A 24,776-nucleotide genomic window follows, 5' to 3' on the forward strand; every position below is an offset into this window, starting at 1 on the left:
CTGGGGTAAAAATCTTTTGGGCTTAACTACGAACGTCTTTGGTTTAAAATGGTTAGTTCACGGATACGGATAAACTCGATGTGACAGCTACAGTCCTTGCGGTTTTCAGAGGGTTGGAATCGGATTTCAAACGGGCATTGGATAAAAGACCTTGGTTTCTCGGATACTGGATACTTGGATACGGGTTTCTTAGGATACTTGGATACGGTACGGTTTCAAAAAGGATACTTGGATTGCTTGTGTTGTTTTCGGTTTCTAAGGTACGGTTGACTGTCATCAACAATACAAACATACGATGTCCGCTAAATCGAAAGAATAGCATAACTGCCCGATATTCGAAGCAACAATTTTACGCCGGAGGTGGGGGAAGTGCGAAGAAGGAGGCCGTAGAACTACGCAGTAAATTTCTTACTCGTAAGCTCTACGGCCTCAATTAGTTAAGCAAAAACCGAGCCAAAGGTGCGGGGCGGGCGCGGGAAATGGGCGGTCCGGCGACGGGAAATTACTTCTTGTCGAGGCGGATATAGCCTATGTCGTCGGTACTTATGACTTTGTTGGTGATGAGGTTGGCGCGGAAGTAGACGAAGTAGTCCTTTTCGTCGCCTTCGTGGCGGGTGAGGGAGATGTTATTTTTGACGAGCTCCAGGTCGAGGTAGCCGGCGTTTATCACCTTTTCGAGGTCGGCTTCCTTCATAAAGAAACCGACATACGTCAGCCCGGGTTTGCCCAACAATTTGCAGATCCGTGCATAGGACTCCATCGCCCTGCCCAGGGCCTCATAGCCGTGGGACTGACCTATGGGTATGCCGAATTCGTCGTCGTTTGCGCGCTGCTGTTCATTTTGCTCGTCGATGACTTTTTTCACGCCCTCTACGGCCAGACCGGGTGCGACGGCTTCTAAATTGAGCCCGTACTCGGCGATCACCACACCCCAAAGGGCGTAAACGGCCGGGTTGTACTTATTGTCACCGCCCTTGCTCACAAGCTCGGCGAGCGGTTTCAGGTACTCGATGATATCCTTGGCTTTTTTGTTCGCTTCCGCGATCACTTTTGGGGTCAACCGCTTCATCAATTCCTCCTCGAGGTATTCCTCGGGTTTGGTCCCGGCTTTGATTTCGTCCTCGATCTTATCGATCTTCCCGTTGTCTTCATCGGAGAGGTATTCCTTGCGCAATTTGTCAAAGGCGTCCTTGACGTAGTCCGCTTCGTCCTTGATCAGGCCGTCAAGGTCGACGCCGACGGGCTTGGGCGTCTTGTCGTAAGGCTTTTTGGGGGTGACGACCACGGGCTGGAGGTCGGTCGTCCTGGTGGTGACGGTGACGTCCTTACCCTTGTAGGTCCAGCCTTTACGCTGTTTGTGGCCGTTGAACCAGCGGAGCTCGTGGGTCTTTTTGTTCTCGTACCAGTCGAGGCCGGATGGGTCGGAGTACATGGTGGGGGCGTCGCCAAGGGTCATATAGCTGCTGTAAGGGGCCAGCGTGAAGGGGTCCGGGTCGAAACGCCGGCCGACCCTGGGGTCGTAGGCCCAGTACTCGGCGGTGTAGGTGTTCCCGGCGCCCTGCCAGGCGTCGTCCTTCTCCATACCCTGGAAGGCGTACCGGTAGTACGCGGGGGAGGCATAGCCGCGCAGGGGCATGGCCATGCCGAAGGGATAGTAGTCCTGCTGGGACAGCACGTCGGCCACGTAGTAACCGACGAGGGTGTCCTGGAAGGCGACGCCCGTCTTTTTGTCGCTGACGGTCGCCAGGATGCTGCCCATGTGGTTGGACAGCTCGTACATCCGGTAACCAAGCTGCATGCTGTCGGGGGCGTTTGACCAGGAAACGGGTTGCGGCGGCGGCTGGTTGGGCGACCAGGTGCCCATACGGCCGGCGGCGATGAGGTCCTGTTCTTTCCAGGTGAATTGGCCGCTTCGTACGTCATGTCCATAAATAGCCAGGGTGCGGCCCTGGGCGTCGCGGATGTACATGTCTTCCGTGTTACAGGAGTCGCTCTGGCGGTGCTCGTACACGCGCCGGCCCATGGCGTCGTAGGCGTAGGTGATGGTGGCGTTGAGGTGCGACTGGCTGACCTGGGCCACCTTGCCGCCCACGTTCCATTGGAGGTTGGTGAGACCGGCCTGGGCGTCGCGGATGATCCGGCCGTCACCGTCATAGCTATAATTGAGGGTATCCTGGGTAGTGATATCCGCGCCGTTATAGTTGGTGCCCGGGACGTTGTCCTGGATGTGGTCGAGACGGTTGGTCCCGGGTTGGTAGCGATAGGACAGCTGGTCCATGGCCAGGGTGTGCCCGGCGGCGGACGTGCCGTTGCGGAAGTACGATTGGATGTTGCCGTTGGGATCGTAAGCGACGGACTCCTGGTAATCGGACACGGCGGAGGTGTTGTCCCAGGTACGGGCCGAGCCGGGTATGTTGCCGTGCTTGCGCATCTGGACGAGACGGCCGAGCTGGTCGTAGCGGTAGGAATAACCGGCCATGGTGCTGCTGTCTACCTGCGAGAGCGCGACCGTCATATAGGTGGGGTTGCCGGTGTAAACGCCGTTCCCGGTGACGCCGTAGGCGGGGGTGGCGGCCTGGTAAGTCACGGCCATGGCGGTGGCGGTGTCGCCGCCCCTGGGGTCATAGTCCCCGGGGAAATACCCCATGCCGGTCGCCACGACGTCGCGGGCCACGGTGGATAGGGCGCCGCGCCCGTCGCCGCCGATGTCGGCCAGGGAGTCGGCGGTGGAGGAAAGGTGCATGCCGTTGAGGGCCTTTGGCCAGCCCTGGAGGGTATAGGCGAAGTCAAGGCCCTGCACCTTGTATTGTCCGTATTCCACGCGGCCCAGGAGGCCGTGGAGATAATAATAATAGTCCGCGTCGTTTGTCCAGAGGATACTGTCGCGGCTGGTGCGGGCGCGCACCAGCCGGTTGTCGGCGTCGTAGTCGTACTTATAGACGAACTGGTCCCCCTTGCCCGCCTGGTAGGTTTCCTGGTTGATCTTGCCGCTGACGAGGTCATAGTCATAATCGATACGCTTGATGCCGCTGTCACTGTAGGGACGGAGCGCGGCCACTTCCTGCCACATCGTCTGGAGGTTCCCTTCGAGGTCGTAGCTATAGTGGGTCGCCTGGTCATAGGTGGAGTTACCCGTCGCGGACCAATAGACAACGGAGGCGATCCGGTCGCGCAGGTTGTCCTGGACGGCGGTGATAGACGGGTGGAACACGAGCGTCTGCGCAGGGGCGTCGTAGTAGGTGTGGGTGACCTGGGTGTGCGATCCCGACGTGAGCCAGGCTTTCACGGCATTCGTATCGAGGGTATTGACGGTCCGGAGGTCGGTGGTACCGCTGGTTTCGCCGGCTTCGACGACACGGCCGATGCCGTCGCGGACGACATATGCGTAGCGGCCGGCGGCGCCGCCGTTGACGGGTTGGACCTGTTCGGTGTGCTGGGTGGCGAACATCCGGCCGACAAGGTCGTAGAAAAGGCGCACGCTGTCCTGGTCGGGGCGCTGCTCGAGGGTCGATTCGTCGAGGCTGTTATAATGATAGGTCGTCGCCATCCGGTGGGCGGGGTAGACGGCGAGGCTGCGGTTGATCCAGTCGGGATCGACGCCAGTCTGGGTCCAGGCCGCGGTATCCCTGTTGAGTATGTCGCTGATGTCTCCGCTGCCCTCGGCCATGGGCATCCAGCATACCATGGCGGTTTGGCTGGCGGGCAGCAGGCAGGCGCTGAAATAGTTCTGCAGAACCTCGGCAGCGGGCAGGTCACGCTGGTATATCCGGACCTGTTTGATTCGGCCGCCGAAGAAGCTGGAACCGTTAGCGCCGATCAATAGCGGCGCGGAGGCGCTGATGTTACTGGTCAGGTCGAAGTGGTGGCTTTGCACGGCCAGGGGCGCGGGTATGCCGTTCACATAGATAACGGGGATCAGCGCGGAGTCGCCCGTGGGTATGCGTTCCACGACGACGTGTGCCCACTGGCCCAGCGGCGTGAGCTGTTCGATGGGCGGCGCTTCCGCCTCGAGGTAGCTCGTATCGTCGAAAGCCATGTGGAAGACCAGGCTGTCGTTGCGCAGGAAGAGTGAATAACCCTGGCCGCCAAAGCCCGTGGTGGGATGATAGTGCGACAGGATGCCCTGGCTGCCGGCCGATGGGAAATACATATAGGCCTCCAGCGTGAACGGCGCGGCGCCGCTGGAATAGAAGGGCTGGTTGGTAAAGGACATGGCGCCGGCGCCGGTGAACTGGAGCTCGTCGGCGTATTCGTAACAACCGGTGCGGTTATAGAGGCGGTCCTGTGCGACGCTATCGGTCTGGGCGCCGTTGAGGAGGGCGACACCGGCGGGCGGCACGGTCTTGATGAGGTTGCCGGCCTGGTCGTAATAATACAGGGTATAATGGTACTCGTCCAGGTTGGCGTTCATACCCAAGGTGGGTTGCAATCCCATGCACCGCGTAAGGTAGGCCTGCCGGAAGGCGGCGCGGACCGAATCGATATAGGCGACGAAGCGCGTCTGGGCGTTGGTCTCGGCGTCCGCGAAGAGGTCCTGTACGCAGGCGTTGTCGTTGGGCTGGACAGCGGTGGTCAGGGGTTTGTTGTAGAGCAGGGCGTTGCCGCTACAAGTCCCCAGGAAGTCCTGGTAGTCGTCGAAACCCAGTGCGAAACCCGTCCGGTGGTTGAGGTAATTCGTGAAAAGGTTTTCATAGTCCGGGTTGTCGGTGGTCAGTCCCGGGAAATAGCTTTGGAAGGACGATACGAGGCCCTGGAGCGTGGAACAGGGAACGGCGGCCGTGCTTCCCGGGACCAGGGCGGCGGGGAGGGTCACCGGCGACTGGAGGACGCCGTTACAGTTGGAGCAGCTGTTGAGCAGGTCGGCTACGTTCGCGTCGCTCATCTGGTCGTCGGCGCCGAGGATCGACTGGAGGTACTGGCTAAAGGTGCCGGTAAAACCGGAGGCCGCGTACGCGGACTGCATGGCGGCGACCTGGGCGCATGTTGAAGCGGTGCTTTGCTGAATCACGGGGTCTGCTCCGACGGGCTGTAGTCCGTACGGGTAGGGCATGGACAACAGCTCGGAGGTACAGCCGGCGTTGATGGCGCCCGATCCGATTATGCCGGTTATGGCCTGTTCGAAGGTGCTGTATGGGCCGGTAGCGCCGGGGGGCAGCGAGGAGGAACCGTAGGGGTGTTTGGCGTCGTATCCCGCGGAGCAGATCGAGACCAGCGCGGCGCGCAACTGGGCGATGAGGTTGGGATCGGCGGTGCAGCGCGTCAGGAGGGACATCCAGTTGTCGGCCTCGGCGTCGCACAAGGACGCGCCCTGTGCGGCGACCTGGGCCCGGGTGCTGTCGCTGCCCTGCTGCGGGTTCGACCCCTGTATCCCACCCAGTACGCTGGTCGGGTTGACATAGGTCGCAAACACCCGGCGTTTGGTGGCGTAAAGCGAATCGGTGGGCGTGGCGGGCGCGCAATAGCTGGAGGGCCGTCCACCCGCGGAGCACAGGCAGAGGCCTCCGGGCTGGCCGCAACACGCGGAGTCGTATTCCGCTACCCATACGTTGGCGAAGTTGCAGCCCATGGCGGCGTTGGCGGGGTTGCCGCCAGGGGTGTTGAAGGTCGCGTAGAAGGCCGCGTTGCCGTAACCGGACGGGAGGTCGGTGGGCGGGCTGGCGGGCGTACCGTATTCGATGTAGTAGGAAACGCCTGGCCGGCCGGTTTGGCGGTAGACGCCGGCCGAACAGGTGTTACACGTCGGCCCTGGCGTGGGGCTGTAGTTGACGGGGTTGTAGGGCATCGTCAACAATCCGGACGGGTCCTGGCCGATGTGGCAGTTGGGACAATTGGCGAACTGGGGATTGGCCGCCCTGGCCTGGGCGTAGAATTCCTGTTTGAGGTTGAGGTACCACGGCAGGTACAGGGTCCACTCCATGTCGGCGGAACGGCAGGACGGGCTGACGGAACAGGCGGTAAAGCCATTGGTCTGGTTGGTACAATAAAGTACGGATTGGATCATTCCGCTGATGTCCCGGTCAGGCTGGGACGTCCCGAGCAGGCTGCGGGAAAACAACCGGAGGCTGTCGTACATCGGTTGGTAGTAAGATGGATTGGCCGCGAAGAAGGGGTCTTTTTCGAGCAACGCGGCGAAGTCGGTCAGGCTATAGTAGCCCAGCGTGACCGCGGTATTGCCGTCGGGCAGTTGCTGGAGCATGTCGTCGAAGGTATAGCTCCCGCTGTTCTGGGTGCACCAGAGGTACAGACAGTATTCGGGGTGGTAAGGCGCGAGCGCGGCGGCCCAGGAGGGCTGGAAATACTGGATGAACTGCGCCAGGCTGAGCTGTTGGGGCGCCACGGTGATGGAATCCTGGCCGTCGATATTCTGCAGGGTAACGGTGGCGGGGTTCCCGTTAGCGTCGACGTAACCGGAGACCGATGCGTAGTATTGCAATACGTTGATGCTGGGCTGGACGAGGTTATACGCGCCGTCATAGAGCGCGTACTGGCCGCCGGGGGTCACGTCCTGTTCGATCACGTCCAGTTTCTGCTGGCAGGCGCTCTCGCCGCAGGCGCCTGAGGTGATGTTGGCCTGGCACTGCTGGAGGAGGTTGGTGTATACGGTCAGGAGATAGGCCGAATCCGTCGCCGCGAACGGTATGGAATCCTGTTTGTAGAGTCCGCGGAAGCGGTTGAGGAAGCCGTCGGCGGTGCCCAGTTTGGCCATACAGGTGGAGCAGTCGGCGAAACAGGGGGTGAAGTCCTCCTTTTGGAGCTCCTGGGTAAGGAAGGCGTCGAACTTCAGGATGTTGGTGTTCTTGGCCAGGTTGACGCTGTCGAAATAGTTCAGGGCGTTTCGGCTGATGACGAGCGAATAGTCCAGGTAGTATTCCCCGATGGCGGGGAGCGCCACGGCAAAGCTGTCGATGAGCGCGGCCTGGGCGCCGCACGTGGTGTCGAAGACCTGGCCGGCGGGTTTGTCCACCTGGTAGAGGATGTTGCTGCAATTATCCTTGACGTGGATCACGAGGTCGTAGTAGCAGGCGCTGCAAAGCTGGTTTTGGTTGTGAAGGCCATACCGCTGGACGAGCGCCAGCGGGTCGACTTCATAGGAGAAATGGTAGTTGCCGGTCATGGCCGCCAGCAGCGTCGTCGTCGCCGAAAGGCTATAGCTGGATACGTCCTGGGTGAAGTCTTCCGGGCGGAGCAGGGTTTCGGAGACCGGTGTGACGGCGCCGACAGACGTCGAAAGGGAGTCGAGGTTGGACGGGGAGCGTCCCGCGACGGCGGTCGCCACGACGCGTCCGTTGGCGTCGCCATACGTCACGGTCACGAGACCGTTGGGGTCGGCGATCATGTTTTTCACGAAGTGACTGGCCAGCCCCGCTTCGGAGCCAAACAGGCGGTCCAGTTCGACCTGTTGCGGTTTGCCGTAGAAATAACGGGTCGTGTGGGCGCCACCCGGTTGGAAAGCGGTGTCGACATCCCCGGTCTGCTCCAGCCGGCCGGTGTTGTCGGGCGTGTATTGGATGACGGCAAAGGGATAGCCGTGGGCGTTAGGTACGTAGGCTGCGTGGAAGGCCTGGGGAAAAGGCGTGGTCTTCGAATAGTACGCGGACGCCCCCGAAGCGGTCGACATGGGAGACGGAATGACCTGGCAGCCGGCGCCCTGCCGGAAGTCGGCGTAGGAATATGCCTGCCCGGCGGCGTTCCGGTTGAAGTCCCGGAAATAATGGATCGTAGTGTCGGGTGCGATACCGGGCATGACCGCCAGTGCGGTCCGGCCCATGTCGTCCATGATGGCCTCGGCGACGGACGCGACGCGGTCGCTGTTGTTCAGGGTCACGGACTGACGGGTCCGGGACATCGCGTCCTGGTAGTTGACCAGCTCCTTGCTCTTGCCGTCTTCCGTGAACATCCCGGTGTAGCTCCAGTTCAGCCAGCGTTCGTGCCACTGTACGGGCACGGCGGCGCTCTGGACACCGCCCCCGGCGGCGGGGGACGCCTGGTAGTTCCACGCGCCTTCGTAGCGGATGTTGTCGGGATAGTGTATCTGGACGCCGCGGACGCGGAACAGGACCCAGCCGGCGTTGTAATGGAGGTTGATGGTGTACCCGCTGGCGGACGTATTGATGCGCGTGGCGTTGTTGGTAAACCAATAGGCCAGGGTGTCCTGCGGGATGGTCGCGCCGTTGCCGAAATTGTTGAGGATGGAGTAACCGCGCTGGCTGGCGCTGTCGATGAACGTCCACTCCAGGTCGAAGGTTTCCGCGCCGGGGTAGTTGGCGGGTGTCCAACCGAGCTGGAGCTGGGAGGGGTTGGGCTGCTGGAACGCGGTGACGTCGGTGCTGTTGTCGGTAAAAGGGTATTTCCGGTCTATGACGGTCCGCCCGGTGAGCCGGAATATGGAGGGTAGCTGGCTGCCCAGTTCAGGACTATTGATGCTGTTGATGACGACCGAGAATTTATACGCCCCGCTGAACCGGTAAAGGGCCACCGCGGTATAGGCCTTTCCCTTGGCGGTGTCGTACCTGATCGTCAGGTTGACGGTCTGGGGCGACGCTGTCTCTTCGCTGGTATCGCCCTGGTCGGCGTAGAAATGGATCGTCGCGTTGAGCGTGCAGGTGAAGGGCCTGGCGTAAAAGAAAACGGAGGTGTCGAAATTCAGCTCGAAGGTCACCACGTTCCGCACGGATATGTTCTGCAAGGCGCTCCATTGGCCGGGCGTCATCGAACGGAACTTGTCGTCGGTGACGGTCAGCGTCTGTCCCTGGGCCACCTGCGCGCCCCGCAGCTCGTTGAAGTAGGGCTCCTGGGAGGCCAGGCACCTGGAGCCGGAGAGCAACAGGAGGAGTGTCGTTATCGCGGTCTTACCGATATGATGGATGATGGACATAGTCGAAGTGGTTAACGGAGGTGATAGCCCTGTTCCAGGTAGCGCTGGTAGTCGGGCAGTATGCCGGGGGATGGGATTCGGCTGAGGCTGTCGTAACAGAATTCGACACGGTTGACAGTGTAGTCGCCCGGCGCTTTTCCCAGCTGGAGGTCATACCACACCGCCTTGCTTACCTGCCAGGTGTCGTGGTCGTAGTACAGCCGGATGTCGGATACCTGTCCGGCGGCGCCCCCGGGTGCGAGCAACTGGTAGCGGCCGTGGCCGTCGGTGAGCACCTGGAGCTGGACCTTATGGGTCTGCATCCACACCCGCCAGCGCCATAACCCCGCGTTCATACCCGGAAAAGCCTTTGCCGCTTTGTCGACCTGCACCGTGCGGCCCTGGTGGTCGACCGTTACCTGGAGACGTGCGGTACGCTGGACTTCCATGTCGCCGATGCGGTAGCGGCTGTCGAGGGTGTCGATCCAGTCGACGGAAAAGGGTTGCTGCTCGATCACACGGCCGTTCTTGTCGTCGACCAGCCGGATCGTGCCGCTCATGCGCAACGGCAGGCGGTCCAGGACGGCGGCGGAGAGCCTGTCCAGCTCCTGCCAGGGGTTGTCACCGGATGGCTTCCACCCGGTATCGGCCGCGGGCCGGCCGGCGGTCGACGCGACCGCCAGCAGCAAGGTTTGTAAGAGGCGTGCGAAGGTCATGGTCAGTGCTGGGTATTGGTGGGGTACAAAAGGGATTCGGTGGTCTCGGTCACGGTGACGATGCCGCGTTCGGTTTCTTTCTTCGTCCGTATCCGCGTGCCTTCATCGTCATACTCGAAGAAGGTGGCCATGTCGTTCGCGTCGAGGGTAGCCATGACGCGCATGCTGAACGGGTCGAAAACGGTCGAGGTCATGATGGCGTTGTAGGGGCAAATGCGGATGTCGTCAAGGTATAGCGTACCCCCGGGCTGTATGGTCAGGTTGAAGGTGGTGGCTCCCTGTGGTACGACAAAGGGCACCTCGATCCGCTTCCACCCTTCCACGATCGGGAATGTCATGGAGCTGTTGATGAGCTGCGCGCCGTTGACCAGGAACATCGCCGGCGTGGTCGCCTGGCGGGGCTGGCCATCCCTGATCCAGCAGCTCAGCAGGTATTCCCTGCCCGGCACCGGGGAAAAGCCTTCGGTCCATTGGTTGATCGCCGGTTTGTAATTACCCGTCGCGTCCACCGAAAAGGAAGACACCGGGTTGTCTCCATAGATCTGCCGGGTGAGGGTGACGTTCCCCGTAAGCTGGAGCGAATACCGGCCGGTGTGCGCCTGTTGGCTGCTCAGCTGGACGGTGCTCCCGTTGACCAGCTGGCTGAAGTCGAAGTGGTGTTGTATACAGCCGGCCGGCGCGCACTGGAGATTGAAGAGGTAGTCTTCGAAGCCGTCGAAGGCGATATCCCGGTATTCCGCCGGGGAAGCGACCGCCACGGGCACAGACTGGTTATAGCCAAAGAGGACGGCGCCATAGAGGTTCAGCGCGTCCTTTTTCTCGATGCTTTCGCCGTTCGGGGAGACGCCGGTGTTTTCAAACGCGGCTATCCAACGTGCGTCCCCGGCGGCGTTGGCGGTCCAGGAGGCGCTGCTGGTATTGTACTGCCAGAAGGGCGAAAAATCAGCATAGGCGCCGGCCTGCCGGATGTTGGTGGCCTGGGCCAGCCCGGCCTCGGCGTGGACGGTGGGTTGCTCGCGGTCCACCCGGAAGATGCGCACGCGTTGTTCTTTCCAATCACCCAGCAGGTTGTTGACGTAGGGGTTCACGTAGCCGTTGATGGGAAGCTTTTTCCGGCAGGGCGTGGCCGCGTTGGAATCGGCCAGGTCGAAGGCATAGCCGGCGGGACAGGCGGTGGCGACGCCCCACATACCGGCGCCGATCATGTTGAGGGTGCTGAATATCGTGTCTAGGTTGGCGTAGCCCTGCGCCCCGATAATCTGCGACGGGGTTGCGCCATATATCTCCGCGGCCATGCTGGCGCCCGCCAACTGGTTCCAGGCCTGCATCTCGATGATGTGCCAGCCCTTGGTCAGCTGTATGGGATACGCGTACCAGGCCTGGAAATCGCCGGTGGCGTTGAAGCGGTTGATCACCGTCTGGCCGTCGATCTTTACTTTATAAAAATCGTCGGCGCCGACGGCGAGGTAATATGTTTGGGTAGCGGGCGCCTTGAACATCCGGGAAAAGCCGATCCATTGGGTAGCCGGCAAGCGACCGTCCTCGTTCGGGCGTATCAGGCCGTAGCCTTTGCACGTCCAGATACCGAGCGTGTTCAGCGGACCGCAGTCGGTGTCCAGCCTGGCCGAGGGCAGCATGTTGCACGTGGCTGGCGCGGTCGCCAGGGGTTGGATCGACGACGCCGCTTTTTTGAGGGCGAAGGCCTCGCCCCCTCCCCCACCCGAGCAGCTCACACCGTTCCAATAGCTGTTGCCGGTATAGTTGGAAACATACAGGGTGCCGTTCCCAAGGGTATCGTATCCGGGCAGGTAGATCGACAGGCCGTTGACGCCGTATTGGGGGTTCTCGTCGCCCGCGCAGGCGGTTTCACAGTCGCCGGGGTCGTCGGGGAACAAACCCGCGACGTCCTGGTAGAAATAGGTGCTGTCGGGGGAAAGTTGAAAGCCCGCGGGGGGTATATAACGGCAGTAGTAGGCCTCTGGTTGGTTCCAGGCTTCGTTGTATTCAAGGGCCTCCGACGTCAGGATCTTAGTGACGTAGGAGCAGTCGAGGCGGTTACCCACGATCGGGTTGTGGAGGGTGGAAAAACTGGCGGCCTCCGACCCCAGGATGTTCCGGCGCCCGGACCGTATGATTTTCGCGCTGGCGACGCTGCCGGCAAAGGGGCTGCCGTCGCGGTTGACGAGCCGGAGGTTGCCGTCCGAGTTGGTCACCCAGTAGTCGTTACCGCCCAGCAGGTCCAGGCACTCGTCGCCCGGTACCAGGAGACCCGCGAACCCGCCGTTGGTGATACGACCGGTGGCGTCCGTTTGGATACCGGACAAATAGGCCCCGTCGTTCCGGCAGGCGGCGCCCATCCGGTCGTACATCCAATAGGCCGGCAGGTGGAGGTTGTATACCGGGTCGTCGAACTCGTTCTGGGTTTGCGACAGGACGACATCCCCCGACCCCGCGTCCCAGAGCAGGGTCTGGGTGGTGATGGTGGAACCGTTGATGGTCCTGACGACCCTGTCGGGGATCGCGAAATCGCTGACGACCTTGATGGTACAGGCGCTGTGATAGGTGCGGTGGTCGTAATTGGACCCCGGTCCCGGGAAAAAGAAGGGGCAGGGAAACCACAACAAACCGGCGAGGCCGCCGCTGACGCGGACGCTGCTTCCCTCGTTGTTGGAAATATCTTCACGCATGTCGGTGAACACCTGGATGTCTTGCCCGACGGTGCCCTGGCGGATAGAGCCGTCGGGCTCCGCCAGCGGTACGTGGTTGTCCAGCTGCCGGGCCTCGGAAGCCTGGTTGAGGGTGCGATAATAATAGCGGTTCTCCTCGATCAGCGCCCCGCTCTGGTTGTACGTCGAGTTCGCCTTGGGTTTGCCGTGCATGTCGTTGTTGACGACGGAATAGCCCTGCGACAACCCGACGCTGTGTTCCACCTTGCCAAAGAGCAGGCGGATGACCGCGGAATTCCGGCCGTATATCTTTTGCATCGGCAGCGCGCTGACCTGTGTCGGGTAGTCCTTGGCGGTATAGAACTCGTCCACGGTGCAGCCGGTGGTGCTGGCCGCGTCCCCGGTGCCCACCATGCTTTCGGTGACGCGGCTGTAGCCGACGAGCGGGGCCGGGTAGAACGACTCGCAATAGGGCTGTTCGACGTAGTAGTAGTTGTCCAGCTGGAGGAGGACGTTCTGCCGGTAAAAAATGGGTTGGTGGAAGGGGTTTTCTTCACCGCCGATCAACGGTTCGTAGGAGGCGACGCCGCTGGAGATGGTGATGCTGTTCCCATTCTCGTCCTGGCTTTGGGTGGTATAGTTGAACACTTCGCTATAGGTACCGGTCTTCGCGTCGGCCGTCCCGCTCATCCCGGCCCACTGGTCGCTGATGTCGAGACGGCTTACGCGGGCGCCCCCGCCTAGCTTCCGGAAACCGGGTGAGCAAAGACGGACAAAGGAACGGGTCAGGTCGATCTTGTCGGAATAGTGGTTGCGCTTTGCTTTTTTGGGAAAACTGTTGGGGAGCAGCTCCGACAGGTTACCCAGGGCGGTTGCCAGGGATTTGATGGCCTTGGAGAAGTCGCTGCCCGGCTGCCCGATGTTGCTGTACCCGGGATAAGCGTACTGGGGCAGATTGGATCGGATAAACTGCCAGCCCGTGCTGGTGACCGGGTTGACGTTACCGACGCCGGATATGTTGTCGGGCGCCAGCTGTATGCTGGCGGTGGTGCTGTTGACGAGCTGCACCGACTGTATCTTTGCGTAGCCGGGCACGAATTCGCTGTGCCCCTGGCCGTCCAGGTCCATGTATACCTTGAAGAAGAGGTAGGTCATGTTCTGGAAATACCGGAACATCAGGTCTTGCTGTGAGCTTACCGGTTGCGGAAGGGTGACGAGGATGCTGTTGGCGGTGGTCAGCCCGTTTGCGACGTTGGCATTGTTTACGCCCGTTACAGGGCACATCTGCGACGCCCGCTGATCCTGTACGTAAGCGTAGTCGTCGGATTCGTAGTGTACGGTAAGCGAGCCCCCGGAAGGGGTGGTCACGGTCTGGAGCTGCCAGCGGGACACGAAGTCGCTCGTCTCCACGGTATCCTGTAACGTGAACGGGTACTCGGCGTTATTCATCCCCGCGGGGTTGTCCGCCGGGTCCTTGTAGTTGCCCCACCGGTCGTACATCTGGTGGTGATAAGCCAGAGGCTGGTTCTCGCTGTAATAGGTAAAGGTATACGGATTCAGCTGGCCTTTCTGGCCGTTGCCGAAGGTGAAATAGACCTGTTTGAGCGTGAGCTTGCCGGTACTGGCGTTGAGGGAGTTGGGGATGCCCGGCATGAGGGAGTAACTGTATACGAAGTGGGCGACGCGTATGGGCGTGGCCTGCGTGTAATCGCCGTTGTGCGCCTGGATGTCCGCCTTGGAATACAGGCGGACCTCCTTGAGGCGTTGCAGGGGGACGCCGGTGTTGACGCCGCCGGTGGCGTCATTGACGCCAAAGCCGTCCTGGCGGTTTTCGGTGATGAAGAGCGCGACGAGCGTCTTGGACTCGATGGAGTGTAGATACCACAGCTCCTTCTGGCCAAAGGTATAGCTCCCCTTGTCGTCGCGGGGGTCGTTGAGCATCCCGATATTGTAGGAGGCCATATTTTGGTCCACCGGGGTGCGCCAGTTATAGAGGCCGTTTTCCAGGGTATAGTTGAACTTGTAGGCGCTGCCTTTGTCGTCGTCGGTTACGCCGTCGCCTGTCAGATCCTGGTAGTCCGCGGAGAGGACCGCGGTCAGGAGGAAGCTGGTGGCGTAGGCGGGTGTCACCTGTTTGGAGAAATAGCCGCTGGTGCCCTGGGTATTGGCGGGAGTGGCGTCGCTGGCGGGGTTGTAATTGATGACGCCTTCCGCCCATTGGTTGCTGTTGGGGGATACGTTGAAGCTGGTCTCTTCGGTGTAGGTATTGTATACCGGTAATCCATATACCATCCGCTCCCCGTTGGCCCCCGTGGTGGTGATCTGCGATAGGTGATGGCCCTGGCGGTAGCCCCCTACCCTGGGGATGTTTTGGATGGCGCAGCCGGAACAGCCGGGTTCGCACAACTGTCCGGCGGGGTAGCTGTTGATCGTCTTGTCGAGGCCGCCCAGCGCCGCCTCGCTGGCGGTGAGGTAGGAGACCGGTTTGATGCGTTGTTCGCGGGCGGTCCGGCCCAGCGGCTGGGTCAGGGCGGTGGCGGTATATTCGTTGGACAGCTGGTTGGTGGCGGTGACGGTCGCGCCGGATCCCGTCAGGACGACGCGGACGGCGGTGTCGCGCTGGAAGGAGTGGGCATAGGCTTCGTCGGTGACGACGGGCTCGCCCATGCGCTTGAAGTAGGCGTGCTCCTGCGTCGTGTTTACGGTGGGCTGCGTCGAATAGTCCCCCACCGGGAGGAACCGGTTCTGTTGTGTCCACTTCTGGCTTTGGTTGCTGGCATTCTGGTAATAGAAGTCGCCGCCCAGGCTGAAATAGTCGCCGAACCCCGCCTGTACGCCCAGGCTAAAGTCATTCCCCGAGGTCCCGGTATGCCGGTCGAACAGGACGCCGGGCTCTCCGCGGGCGATCGTATATTGACCGCTGGCGCCTTCGCCGGACGCAAAAAACAGGTCGTTGGTGGGGACGGGGACCGGGAGATAGAGCACTTCGCTGCTGTAGGGGATGTCCTTTTCGCGGTTGAAGTCCATCAGGGCGCCGGGGTTGCTTTTGCCCTTTTCCAGGTACATGTACCCGTAAGCGGGCATGGTCTGAGTCTGGTCTCCGCCGGCGATATGCTGGTTGGAATAGTATCCCGATATCCCGCCGCCGATGTAGCCAAAGCTGACCTCGCCTCCGGCGTCGAGGTTCAGGGTGTAGGAGTCGGTGGTAGTGGGTACTTCGATGGTCGGTGTGTACGTGGGCGCGACAAAAGAGATGAAGGACGACCCGCCGATCTCCGGCGAGCTGAGGTGCATGGCGGACGGGAGGCCGCCCGTGGCCACTTTGCCCGGATCATAAGAGTCCCGCAGGGTCATACCTTGTAAACCTGAGCGGGAGCTGTACGGGAACCCGATGGCGATGGACTCGTTGGACTCGTTCATGTCCTGGTTCTTCTTCAGGATATTGAAGTCCAGGTCGGCGGAAGCGCCGTCCATGGAACTGGTCGACAGGCCGAGCGAAACGCCTCCCGACAGGCCGTTGCCGCTGGGCAGGGTGTCGTCGTCATCCTGGTTGTTCTCGTTCTCCTCGGAGGAATTCAGGTCCCCGATCGACAGGCCGGCGTTGGCGCCCAGGCGGGTGCCAATGCCGCGATAGTTATCGAACTCGACGCCTGCCGACAGCGAGAAATTCCCTACCGGTACGCCAGCCACCTTGGCGCTGACCTTGGCGGTGAGGCCTTCGGTGATATGGTCCTTGAGGTGCTCCGTCTTTATCACTTTGTCCGCGCCGTTGAAGTCATCGGGCAACCCCCGGAGCTCGCGGTTCATCGAACCCGGGGTGAGGCTCCAGCCAAAGCCGACCCAGCTGGCCTCGTCGTCGGGGCCGGAACCGGAGTGGTAGTTCAGGTTCAGCGGGTACCCGCCCACGTCCATGATCGGGATACTGTAGTTGAAGTCCCCGCTGAAACTGTCCACGAGGTCGGACATACCGCCGGGTTCAAAGCCCTTGTGTTCCGGTTGGGCCGGGCCGCTGGTCAGGGCCCTCAGCTTCAACGGGGCGACGAGTTGCACCGTCATGGCCAGGAGCACGCCCAGGGCCACTTTCTTCCGATGCTGCAAAAGCTTGTTCAATACCATCTTTATAGTGATTTACCACGTTAATTGTTGACGGCCGAGGCCGAAGAGGTTGTCGGTTATCTGGAGTGTTTCGGTGTTCGTTCCGGGCTTGTCGAACGCCGCGAGATATTCGGCGCGGTTGGCGGCTATGCTGGCAATTCGTTGGAAGAACACCGCGGTCAGGGTGTCTTTGCTGCTTATCAGGGCAATTTGTTCCTGCAGCCCGTTGTCGATGTCCAGTCTTTGGGCTTTGGTGAACGCCATACCCTTCGGATAGTCGATGCGGATGAGGAAGGCTTCGTAACCGCCTTTTACGGCTTTGTCGTCTTTTTTTACCTGGAGGGTCACGCCGTTCTTCGTTATGGTCTTGATGGCTTGCGGTTTTGTATTGCAGGCGGCGATCAGCAGCAGGAGGGGTATTTTCTTCATTGCATGTATATAAATCTGAGTAAAAGCGTTTTCCCTTCGATCGGCTTGAACTGCAGCAGGTACTGGTCGCCGCTGGTAAAGCCCCCGATGCCGGTCAGGTCGAGGTCGTATTTGTTGTAGCCCGTCGAGCACCGTAGTTCGGGGAGGTGCTTGACGGGTTTGTTTTGCTTCGAGAGGTCCACGATGCTGTAGGTCATGTTGTAGGGACCGTAAGGATCGTAGAAAGAGAAGTGGATGGCGCCGCTGGCGATATAGGAGGCGGCGTCGAGGTTATCGGTGAGCTCGCGGTAGCTGTCCTTGCTCGTCTGGGCGGTGTCGCTGGAGCAGTCGACCGTGAAGGTCCATATCTCGGATTTGGTGGCTATCACGCCGTCCTTTACGCCCCAGACCTGCCAGGCGTAGGTCTGGCCTACGGTCAGGGACGGGGCGGTGGCGGGGTAGTTGAGCGAGCTGGTGGGGACGTCGGTGACGAAGAGCTGGGCCTGGTTGAAGTTGATGGCTTCGGCGGGGGTTTGGTTTTTCTCGGGCGTCAGTATAACCGTGTACGTCATCGTTGGATCGGCTGGAAGACCGGGTTGCCAGAGGAGGTTGGGTCGTTGGTTGCACGTCTTTTCGCGGTCGTAGGGGTCGACGAGGACCAGCGGGGTGTTCTGGTGGACGGCGTAGGGGAAGCATTGCTCGTAAAAGTCTTCGACGCCCTTGGCGGTACCTGTGAGCGTGAGCTGGAAGCAGAAATCGTATTCGCCGTCGTCGAGCTTGTGCGTGCGCGCTAAGTGCTGGCCGCCGGCGTTGCCGGCGAACGCATAGCTCGCGTTGCCGAGCGTTTGGGCGGGCGGGATGTTCGGCCCTGGGTGGAGGTCGAAGGCGGGGGTAGAGACCTTCAGTACCGTGCCCGTCTGGCCGGTGATGGTGATCTGTAGACGTGCCTGGGCGACGCCGGGGAGGTTGCTGACGATCCGTACGTTGCCGAGGCGGTCCAGGGTCAGGCCGTCGATGGCGGGGTTGAACTGGAGTTGGACCTGGGCGGTGGCTATCAGCGGCGTGAGGAGGATCAGTATGAGGACTTGTTTCATGGTTTCTTTTTTAGAAGTGATAGCTCATGCGCAGGTCGCCGCGGAAACCGGGGACGGGATAGGGCGCGTCGACCTTCAGGTTCTTCCCTACATCCACGCTGCCGCTGAGGGTCATCCGGTTGTTGATCCGGCCGCTGAGGCTTTGACGGATGCCGGCCTGGGTATACCAGCCGGTAACGGTGGTGTAGTTGAGGCCGGTGGCGGCGGTGATGCTGCCCTTGACGGGGTAGCGGTAGCCGGCTTCGGTGTTCCAGGTGGAGTTGAGGTAGACATAGGCGGTTCGTTGCGGGGTGTAGCCGGCGGTATTGTTGAAGTAGAGCTGGGATTGGCGTATTTGCAGGGTCTGTTGCGAGGTCAGCTGGAAGCTGGTGATCGGTGGGGTCGTGTTGAGCAGGTTGAGGCCTAGTGTCGTTCCGCCGCTGGGGAAGGTGTTGCGGACGTAGGCCAGGCTGGTGAACGACTGGTAGGCGTCTTTGGCGATTTTGGCGTTGTAGTTGACGTCGGTGGACAGGCGGGTGATCGCGCCGGCCTGGCTCCTGATGCCGTCGATGGTCTGACTCGACCAGCTGGGCTGGAATTTCAGCGCGACATAGTTCCCTTTTTTCAGCCGCCAGCGGACGGACAGCAGGTTGGTGTATTGGGTAAAGCGGTCGTCGCCGCCCATGCTGAAGGCGGTGACGGCGTTCCTGAGGGTGATGGTCATCTGGCGGTGGAGGAGGACCTGTTGGATGTTGGAGGCGGCCTCCTTCATGCCGGAGAAGAGGTAGGCGTTGCCGGGGTTGCTGTAATCCGCGGCGGCGCTCGATAGCCGTAGGTCATGCGACAGGCCGAGTTTCGGGAACTCGTTGTTATAGTCGACGGCCACGCCCAGGGTCTTGAAGAAGTCGCTTTGTATACCGCCGGTCCCGGGGGCCAGGGACTTGGAGAATTCGGTGTTGAGGTGGCCGTGGTCGCCGATCCTGAGGTCCTTGGAAAAGGTCAGGACAAAACTCTGCAACCCGCCGCCGGTAGGGAGCATTCCCTGGAGGCCGCTGGCGGCGGTGCTTTTGAAGGACATGATCGAGACGCGCGCGGCGTTATCGCCGGGCGTGCCCTTGCCCGCGCTGAGGGAGGCCATGGCCATGTCGGGGTTAAACCCGTTCCCCGCAAAAACGGATTCGTAGCTCGACCCCTGTGACGGCATGTGTCCGCCGGTCACGGAGAAGAGCTTGGAGGCGCTGCTGAGGAGCTCGGTGTTCAGCCCGTTCTGCATCACCGACTGGCTGAGGGTCATCGCGCTTTGGTCGGCGACGCCGCGGCCGAGGTTGAGGCCCTTCATGTCCATAAAGATTTTCTCCACACCGTTGAGCGAGAGGTTCTGCCGCGCGGCCTGGGCGATCACGCCGGGGTCTTTGGCGATATTGGCCAGGGCGATCCCGCGTTCCTGGGCCAGCTGGCGAAGGTGCGCGGTGAAGCCGCTGGCGGCCCATTTGTTGCGGTATTCCTGGACTTTTTGCAGGATCACCCGGTATCCTTCGGCTTCGTGGTTCTGCGAAAGTATCTTGTTGTATTCAGAGGTATCGATGGGCTGGTTTTGGTTTTTGCGGGCCTGGAGCTGGGTGAGCCGCACTTTGTTCGCCGCAATGGCGTGTTGGAGGCTGTCGGGGAGGATGAGGCGCTCGAGGGTCGCCTGGTCGGTTTCGGTAACGGTTTTCCAGTCGCCCAGACCGGCGGCGTTGAGGGGGAGGTGGCTGCCGTAGTTTCTTTGGATGTTGCCGATGTCTGTGTGGAGGTCGGCGAGCGCGGCCTGTTCGAGGCGGTCGATCGACAGGTATTGCTGCGGAAGGTAGTCGGCGGGGTTGAACTTGCCCTGGAGCCGGGCCTTTAGCCCGCTGATATACGCGTTCTTGTCGAAGGTGGTGGTGAGGGCGCCGAGGTTGACCATCACGCCGGGGCCCTGGGTGTATTCGTATTGGTAGCCGACCTGCATAGGGACGTTGAAGAGGGTGACGGTGGCGCCCAGCCGGGTGCGGGCAACGTTGTAGGTGCCGTAAAGCGGCGGGTAGAGGCTGCCGTCGGTGTTTAGGTTGTTGAGGTCCATGACGCCGGCCATGACGTCGACCGTCACATTGGTGACGTGGAGGCCGCCCTTGACCAGCTGGGTGGGCGCCTGGAGGGTGGACTTCAGGTTTGCGGCGGCGCTCCTGACGGGGGTCGCGAGGAGCGCGCCTGCCTGCTGCTGCACCACTGACGGCTTGTGCGTGGTGTCCGGCGCCTGCTGGGCCGCTGCCGCCGCCGCGGCGAGCATCCATCCGGTCAAAAAAAGCAAGGGTCTCACGGTATAGTATTTTTTGTTGTGGTTACCATTCGAAATTGATGCTCTGGCAAACGACATCCGGGGCCACGCATATCCCGGACGTCGCCGTCATTTGAACGAGGATGAGGTTTGCTTTCCCCTGGGGCAGGGCGCCGGCGTTGTACGTGGGACCGGTGCCCACCGTCGCGCCGTTGAGCGACCACGTATAGCTGGGTAACGAGCCGGCGTTGGCCGGCGTGGCGGTAAAGGTGAACCGCGGCTGGCCACCGGTGATGACGCCCGACTCGGTGATCGTGACCGCGGGCACCGGGAACGGGAGCGGGGTGACCACGAACGGTGCGTCGGCAACGCCGGTGGATTGGGTGGCGTTGGCGATACATCCCGTCTGCGGTGTCGACGCGGTGAGGCCGATGGCTTTCAGCTGGGCGACGGAAGCGACGTTGAAGGTGTACGTCGTCGCGGTCGCGCCCGTGATATTGACGCCCCCGCTCGTCCATTGGCAGCTGCCGATCGGGTAGTTCCCCTGGGCCGTGAAGGTCGCGGTCTCGCCCTGGCAGTAGTTGAGCTTGGGAACGCCGATCGTGGGGGTGAACGTCTCTGACGCGCTGAACACGGCCGACACGGTATTGGAATTCACCGAAGGGGTATAACAACCCGACGTCGTGGACACCTTGCAGTATACCTGGTCGCCGGCGTTGAGCCCCCCGGCGGCGAATGCGATGACGTTGGGCGGCGGCCCCGTGATTCCGGTCGCGGGCGAACCGTTACGGTACCACTGGTAGCTGTACCCGGCCGGCGGCGTCGACCCGGTGTTGGTGGCGGCCGTACACTGGAAGGACTCGATCGAGCCCGGGCAGGGGGCGCTGCCCTCCAGCGCCACCGCGGCCGTTACGGTGCTGGAGGGGCTGACGGTCTCGGTGATCGTATTGGAGGTGGCGATGAGCGGGGAGGCGCACTGGTTGCTGGACTCGACCTGGCAATACACCTGCTGGCCGTTGGTCAGCCCGCTGGTGGCGTAGCTGGCGCTGTTGCCGCCCACCGATGTCCCGCCCTGGTACCAGGCGTAGATGGGCGAGCCGGCGTTCACAGCCGACGCCGTAAAGGTCACGGTGGCGCCCGAGCAGATGCTGGCCGCGCTGGCGCTGATCGATACGGAAGGGCTGGAGGTCCCGGATACCGTGTATGGATAGGCACCGGTCGAATTGCTTACGCCGTTGAGGGTATAGTTACACGTCACCGAAACCGCCCCGGTCTGCGTCCAGGTTACGAACAGGTCCGGGTTGCTTTGCGTGGACGTGTGCGCGCCGGTGATCACCCACGACGTAACCGTGCCGGGACCCGCATAAGCGAATTCCTGTTGCTGGTTGACGCAAAAGGAACCAGAAAGGTGCAGGACGATGTTCTGGGCGCCGGCGCGGCTGGTGATACACATAAGGAAAACGATTAAGAACGGGCATGGCTTTCTCCTGGTCATATATCCGTGTTTCGGCAATACGATTCCTTTCCCGCGCGGTGGCCGCCGCGGGAGCAAACTAACATCAGACCAAAATGATTGGGGCGATTGAGACTACATAACGGCCTCACGGGAATCGGAACGTCGGGGCTTCAGGTATCGTTAAGCAGTGACCGCAAGGTTGACATCCTTACTAACAGGGGACGTCCACACTAAAGTAAATAATAAATTTTAAAAACAAAATCCGTTTTTCAATTTAATCAGGTTACCATACAAAATTTATACTTTGACAAACGACATCCGGGGCCACGCATATTTCGGGCGACGTCGTCATCTGTACGAGGATGGTGTTTGCTTTTCCCTGGGTCAGCGTACCGGCGTTGTAGGTCGGACCCGTGCCCACGGTGGCGCCGTTCAGCGTCCAGGTGTAACCGGGCTGCGAGCCGCCGTTGGTAGGGTTGGCCGTGAACGTGAACTGCGGCTGGCCGCCGGTGATGACGCTCGACTCGCTGATGGTCACGGAAGGCACCTGGAACGGGAGCACGTACCACGGCAGGATCGCCGTCGTGGCGGTCGCGCTGGTGTTGCTCACGCAACCGCCGCCGGCCTGGGCGCTGACCTGGATATTGGATATCTGCGCCAGCGATTGTATGGTGAGCGTGAGCGTCGAAGAGGTGTAGTTCGGCACCGGCGAATTGTTCACCGTCCACTGGTAGCTTCCCGGCAGCGCGGCGGGGCTCGAGTTACACTGGAGCGTTATCTGGTGGCCGATGCATATGTCGATCCCGCTACCCAGCGGGCCCACGCCCACGTTAAAGCTTTGGGGCTGCTGCGCGGCGGCGTAGACGGTGTTGGAGGAGGCGGAGCCGGGTGTCCAGCAGGCCGTATTGGCGTTCATTGTGCAATAGACGGGGTCGCCGATACGGACGACGGGGTTGGTGCAGACATAGGCGGGGGCGCTGGAGCCGGGCGCGGTGTTGTTGATGGGCGCGCCGTTGTCGTACCACTGGAAGGTCGCGCCTGACGGGGTTATGGGCGTGGTCGTCGCGAAGAAAACGGGGGTGCCGCCCTGGTTGAGGCAGGGAAGGCCGCTTTGCGCGACGGTTACCGAGAGGTTGGTGACGCTGGGGGTCACGGTCTCGGTGATCGTGCCGGACGTCGCCTGGGTCGTAGTGGGACAGGCGGCGCTGGTGGTCATCTTGCAGTATACCTGGTCGCCGTTGTTCAGGCTGCTGTTGCTGTAGGTCGCGCTGTTGGAGCCGGTCGTGTTATTGTTTAGGTACCATTGATAGCCCGGCGGGCTCCCGCCGTTGACCGGGTTGGCGGTAAACGTGACCGTGCTGCCCAGACACGCGGTCCCCGCGGGGTTCGCGGAGATGCTCACCGATGGCGTGACCGTCGGGTTGACCGTGAACGGGACGCTCGCCAGGCTGGTGGAGCCGCTGGTGTTGCTGAGACAACCCGTCGCGGATGTCGTCTCGTTGATGCCGATCGCCTGGAGCTGCGCCAGCGAAGAGACCGTCACGGTATAGGTGCTCCCGGTGGCCCCGGCGATGGGGTTGCCGCTGCTCGTCCACTGGTAGCTCGTCGGTGCAAAGTTCCCGCTCCCGGTAAAGGTGATGCTCTGCCCCTGGCAGAGGTAGATGGCGGGGACGGCGATGCTCGGATAGAACGTCTGGGCGGCGCTGAAGGTCGTGGAGACCGTGTTCGAGCTCACCGAGCCGGTATAGCACGGCGAGGTCGTGGATACTTTACAGTAGATCTGGTCGCCGCTGTTGACGCTTCCGTTGTTGAGCACGAGGACATACGGCGGCGGCCCGGTGATGCCGGTCACCGGCGAGCCGTTGCGGTACCATTGGAACGTATACCCGGCGGGCGGTGAAGAGCTGGCGTTGGGCGTGCACTGGAAGCTCGCGCTCTGGCCCGTGCAGGCTATACCCGTCTGCGCCACGGTGGCGGTTATCGTCGTAAAGGGGTTCACCGTCTCGGTGACCGTGTTGGAGGTCGCGGTGGTAGGCGACGCGCACTGGTTGCTGGAATTGATCGTGCAATACACCTGCTGGCCGTTGCTGATACCGCTGGTGGCGTAGGTGGCGCTGTTGCTCCCCACCTGCGAGCCGGCCTGGTACCAGGTATAGGAGGGCGAGGCGCCCGCATTGACGGCGTTGGCGGTAAAGGTCACGGTCGACCCCTGGCAGACGCTCGCGGGGTTCGCGCTGATGGATACCGACGGGCTGGAGGTGGAGTTGATGGTGACCGGGTATGGGGGCGTCGACAGGTGCTGGCCCGCGGTATTGACGTAGTTGCACGTCACGGATACCGACCCGGCCGCTACCCAGGTAACGTATAGGAAGGGGTTGGTTTGGGTGACGCCGGTGTAGGACCCGGTGATCGACCACGACGATACCGTACCCGATCCCGAAAACACGAACCGCTGTTGCTGGTTGACGCAACCGTTGCCATTGATCCAAAATATCGATTGCGCACGGGCGCCCGCGGCGACAAGCATAAGCAGGACGGTTAAGGTGTAGTAGCAAGGCTTTTTCCACATATGGCAACGTTTCGGGCAATATCGGGGCGTTCCGGCGCGGGCGCAACGTTTCCGAGCGCATGCACTGGGCGTTCCGCGGTGGCGGCGGGCGTTGGCAAAACGCAGCCGCACCGCGGGTGGCGGGGCGCAAACCGGATCAGAACAAAAATGTCGGGAAGCGATTGAGACTACAGAACGGCCTCACGAGAATCAGGAACGACGAGGGCTTCAGGTGACGTTAAGCAGTGACCGCAAGATATCCTTACTAAAGTAATTAATAAATTTTAAAAACCAAATCGATTTTTATAGTTAATCAGGTTACCACATGAAATTGATGCTTTGACACACGACGTCCGGCGGCGAGCAGGAGGATCAGGGAGCTGCAAAGTTTTTTCCACATACCGCGCGGTTTCGGGATCAGTTAAAATAGTAGGGGATACTGACGCAAACGCTTCCGGGACTGACACATACATCCTGGGACGGTGTCATCGTACACACGATGGTGTACGCGGTGCCGGGGAACACGCCGGCGGGCGTATACGACGGACCACCCTGTTGGACGGTGACGCCGTTGAGCTGCCAGAGGTAGACGGGCGCGGCGCCCGCGTTGACGCCCGCCGCGGTGAAGGTCGCGGGCGTGGCGCCGGATTCATTCAGGGTCACG

General features: G+C 61.3%; 9 protein-coding genes. All 9 read right to left on the bottom strand.

All coding sequences use genetic code 11. The features are described from left to right. Positions 1 to 502: 502 nt before the first annotated feature. Complete coding sequence (locus VL547_RS07510) at positions 503 to 8,875, bottom strand: RHS repeat domain-containing protein (RefSeq protein ID WP_325576873.1); 8,373 nt, start codon at positions 8,873 to 8,875, stop codon at positions 503 to 505. Positions 8,876 to 8,886: 11 nt separating this feature from the next. Beyond that, a complete protein-coding gene (locus tag VL547_RS07515) occupies positions 8,887 to 9,570 on the bottom strand; it encodes a hypothetical protein (protein WP_325576875.1) in 684 nt (227 codons plus the stop codon). Positions 9,571 to 9,572: 2 nt separating this feature from the next. Then, complete coding sequence (locus VL547_RS07520) at positions 9,573 to 16,352, bottom strand: hypothetical protein (RefSeq protein WP_325576877.1); 6,780 nt, start codon at positions 16,350 to 16,352, stop codon at positions 9,573 to 9,575. Positions 16,353 to 16,364: 12 nt separating this feature from the next. After that, positions 16,365 to 16,760 (bottom strand): hypothetical protein, encoded by a 396-nt coding sequence (locus VL547_RS07525; protein ID WP_325576879.1) that lies wholly within the window; start codon positions 16,758 to 16,760, stop codon positions 16,365 to 16,367. Next, positions 16,757 to 17,833 (bottom strand): hypothetical protein, encoded by a 1,077-nt coding sequence (locus tag VL547_RS07530; protein ID WP_325576881.1) that lies wholly within the window; start codon positions 17,831 to 17,833, stop codon positions 16,757 to 16,759. The genes VL547_RS07525 and VL547_RS07530 overlap by 4 nt, the downstream gene beginning before the upstream one ends. 10 nt (positions 17,834 to 17,843) lie before the next feature. After that, positions 17,844 to 20,150 (bottom strand): hypothetical protein, encoded by a 2,307-nt coding sequence (locus VL547_RS07535; protein ID WP_325576883.1) that lies wholly within the window; start codon positions 20,148 to 20,150, stop codon positions 17,844 to 17,846. A gap of 22 nt (positions 20,151 to 20,172) precedes the next feature. Beyond that, positions 20,173 to 21,561, bottom strand: a complete 1,389-nt coding sequence (locus VL547_RS07540; protein WP_325576886.1) for a hypothetical protein — start codon at positions 21,559 to 21,561, stop codon at positions 20,173 to 20,175. 286 nt (positions 21,562 to 21,847) lie between these two features. Beyond that, entirely contained in the window at positions 21,848 to 24,133 is a 2,286-nt protein-coding gene (locus tag VL547_RS07545; protein ID WP_325576888.1) for a hypothetical protein, read from the bottom strand. A gap of 396 nt (positions 24,134 to 24,529) precedes the next feature. Further along, the coding region (locus VL547_RS07550; RefSeq protein WP_325576890.1) for a hypothetical protein at positions 24,530 to 24,776 on the bottom strand (247 nt) is incomplete at its 5' end.

Origin of the sequence: Dinghuibacter sp. (genome assembly GCF_035492835.1) — a bacterium.
Taxonomy (GTDB): Bacteria; Bacteroidota; Bacteroidia; order Chitinophagales; family Chitinophagaceae; genus Dinghuibacter.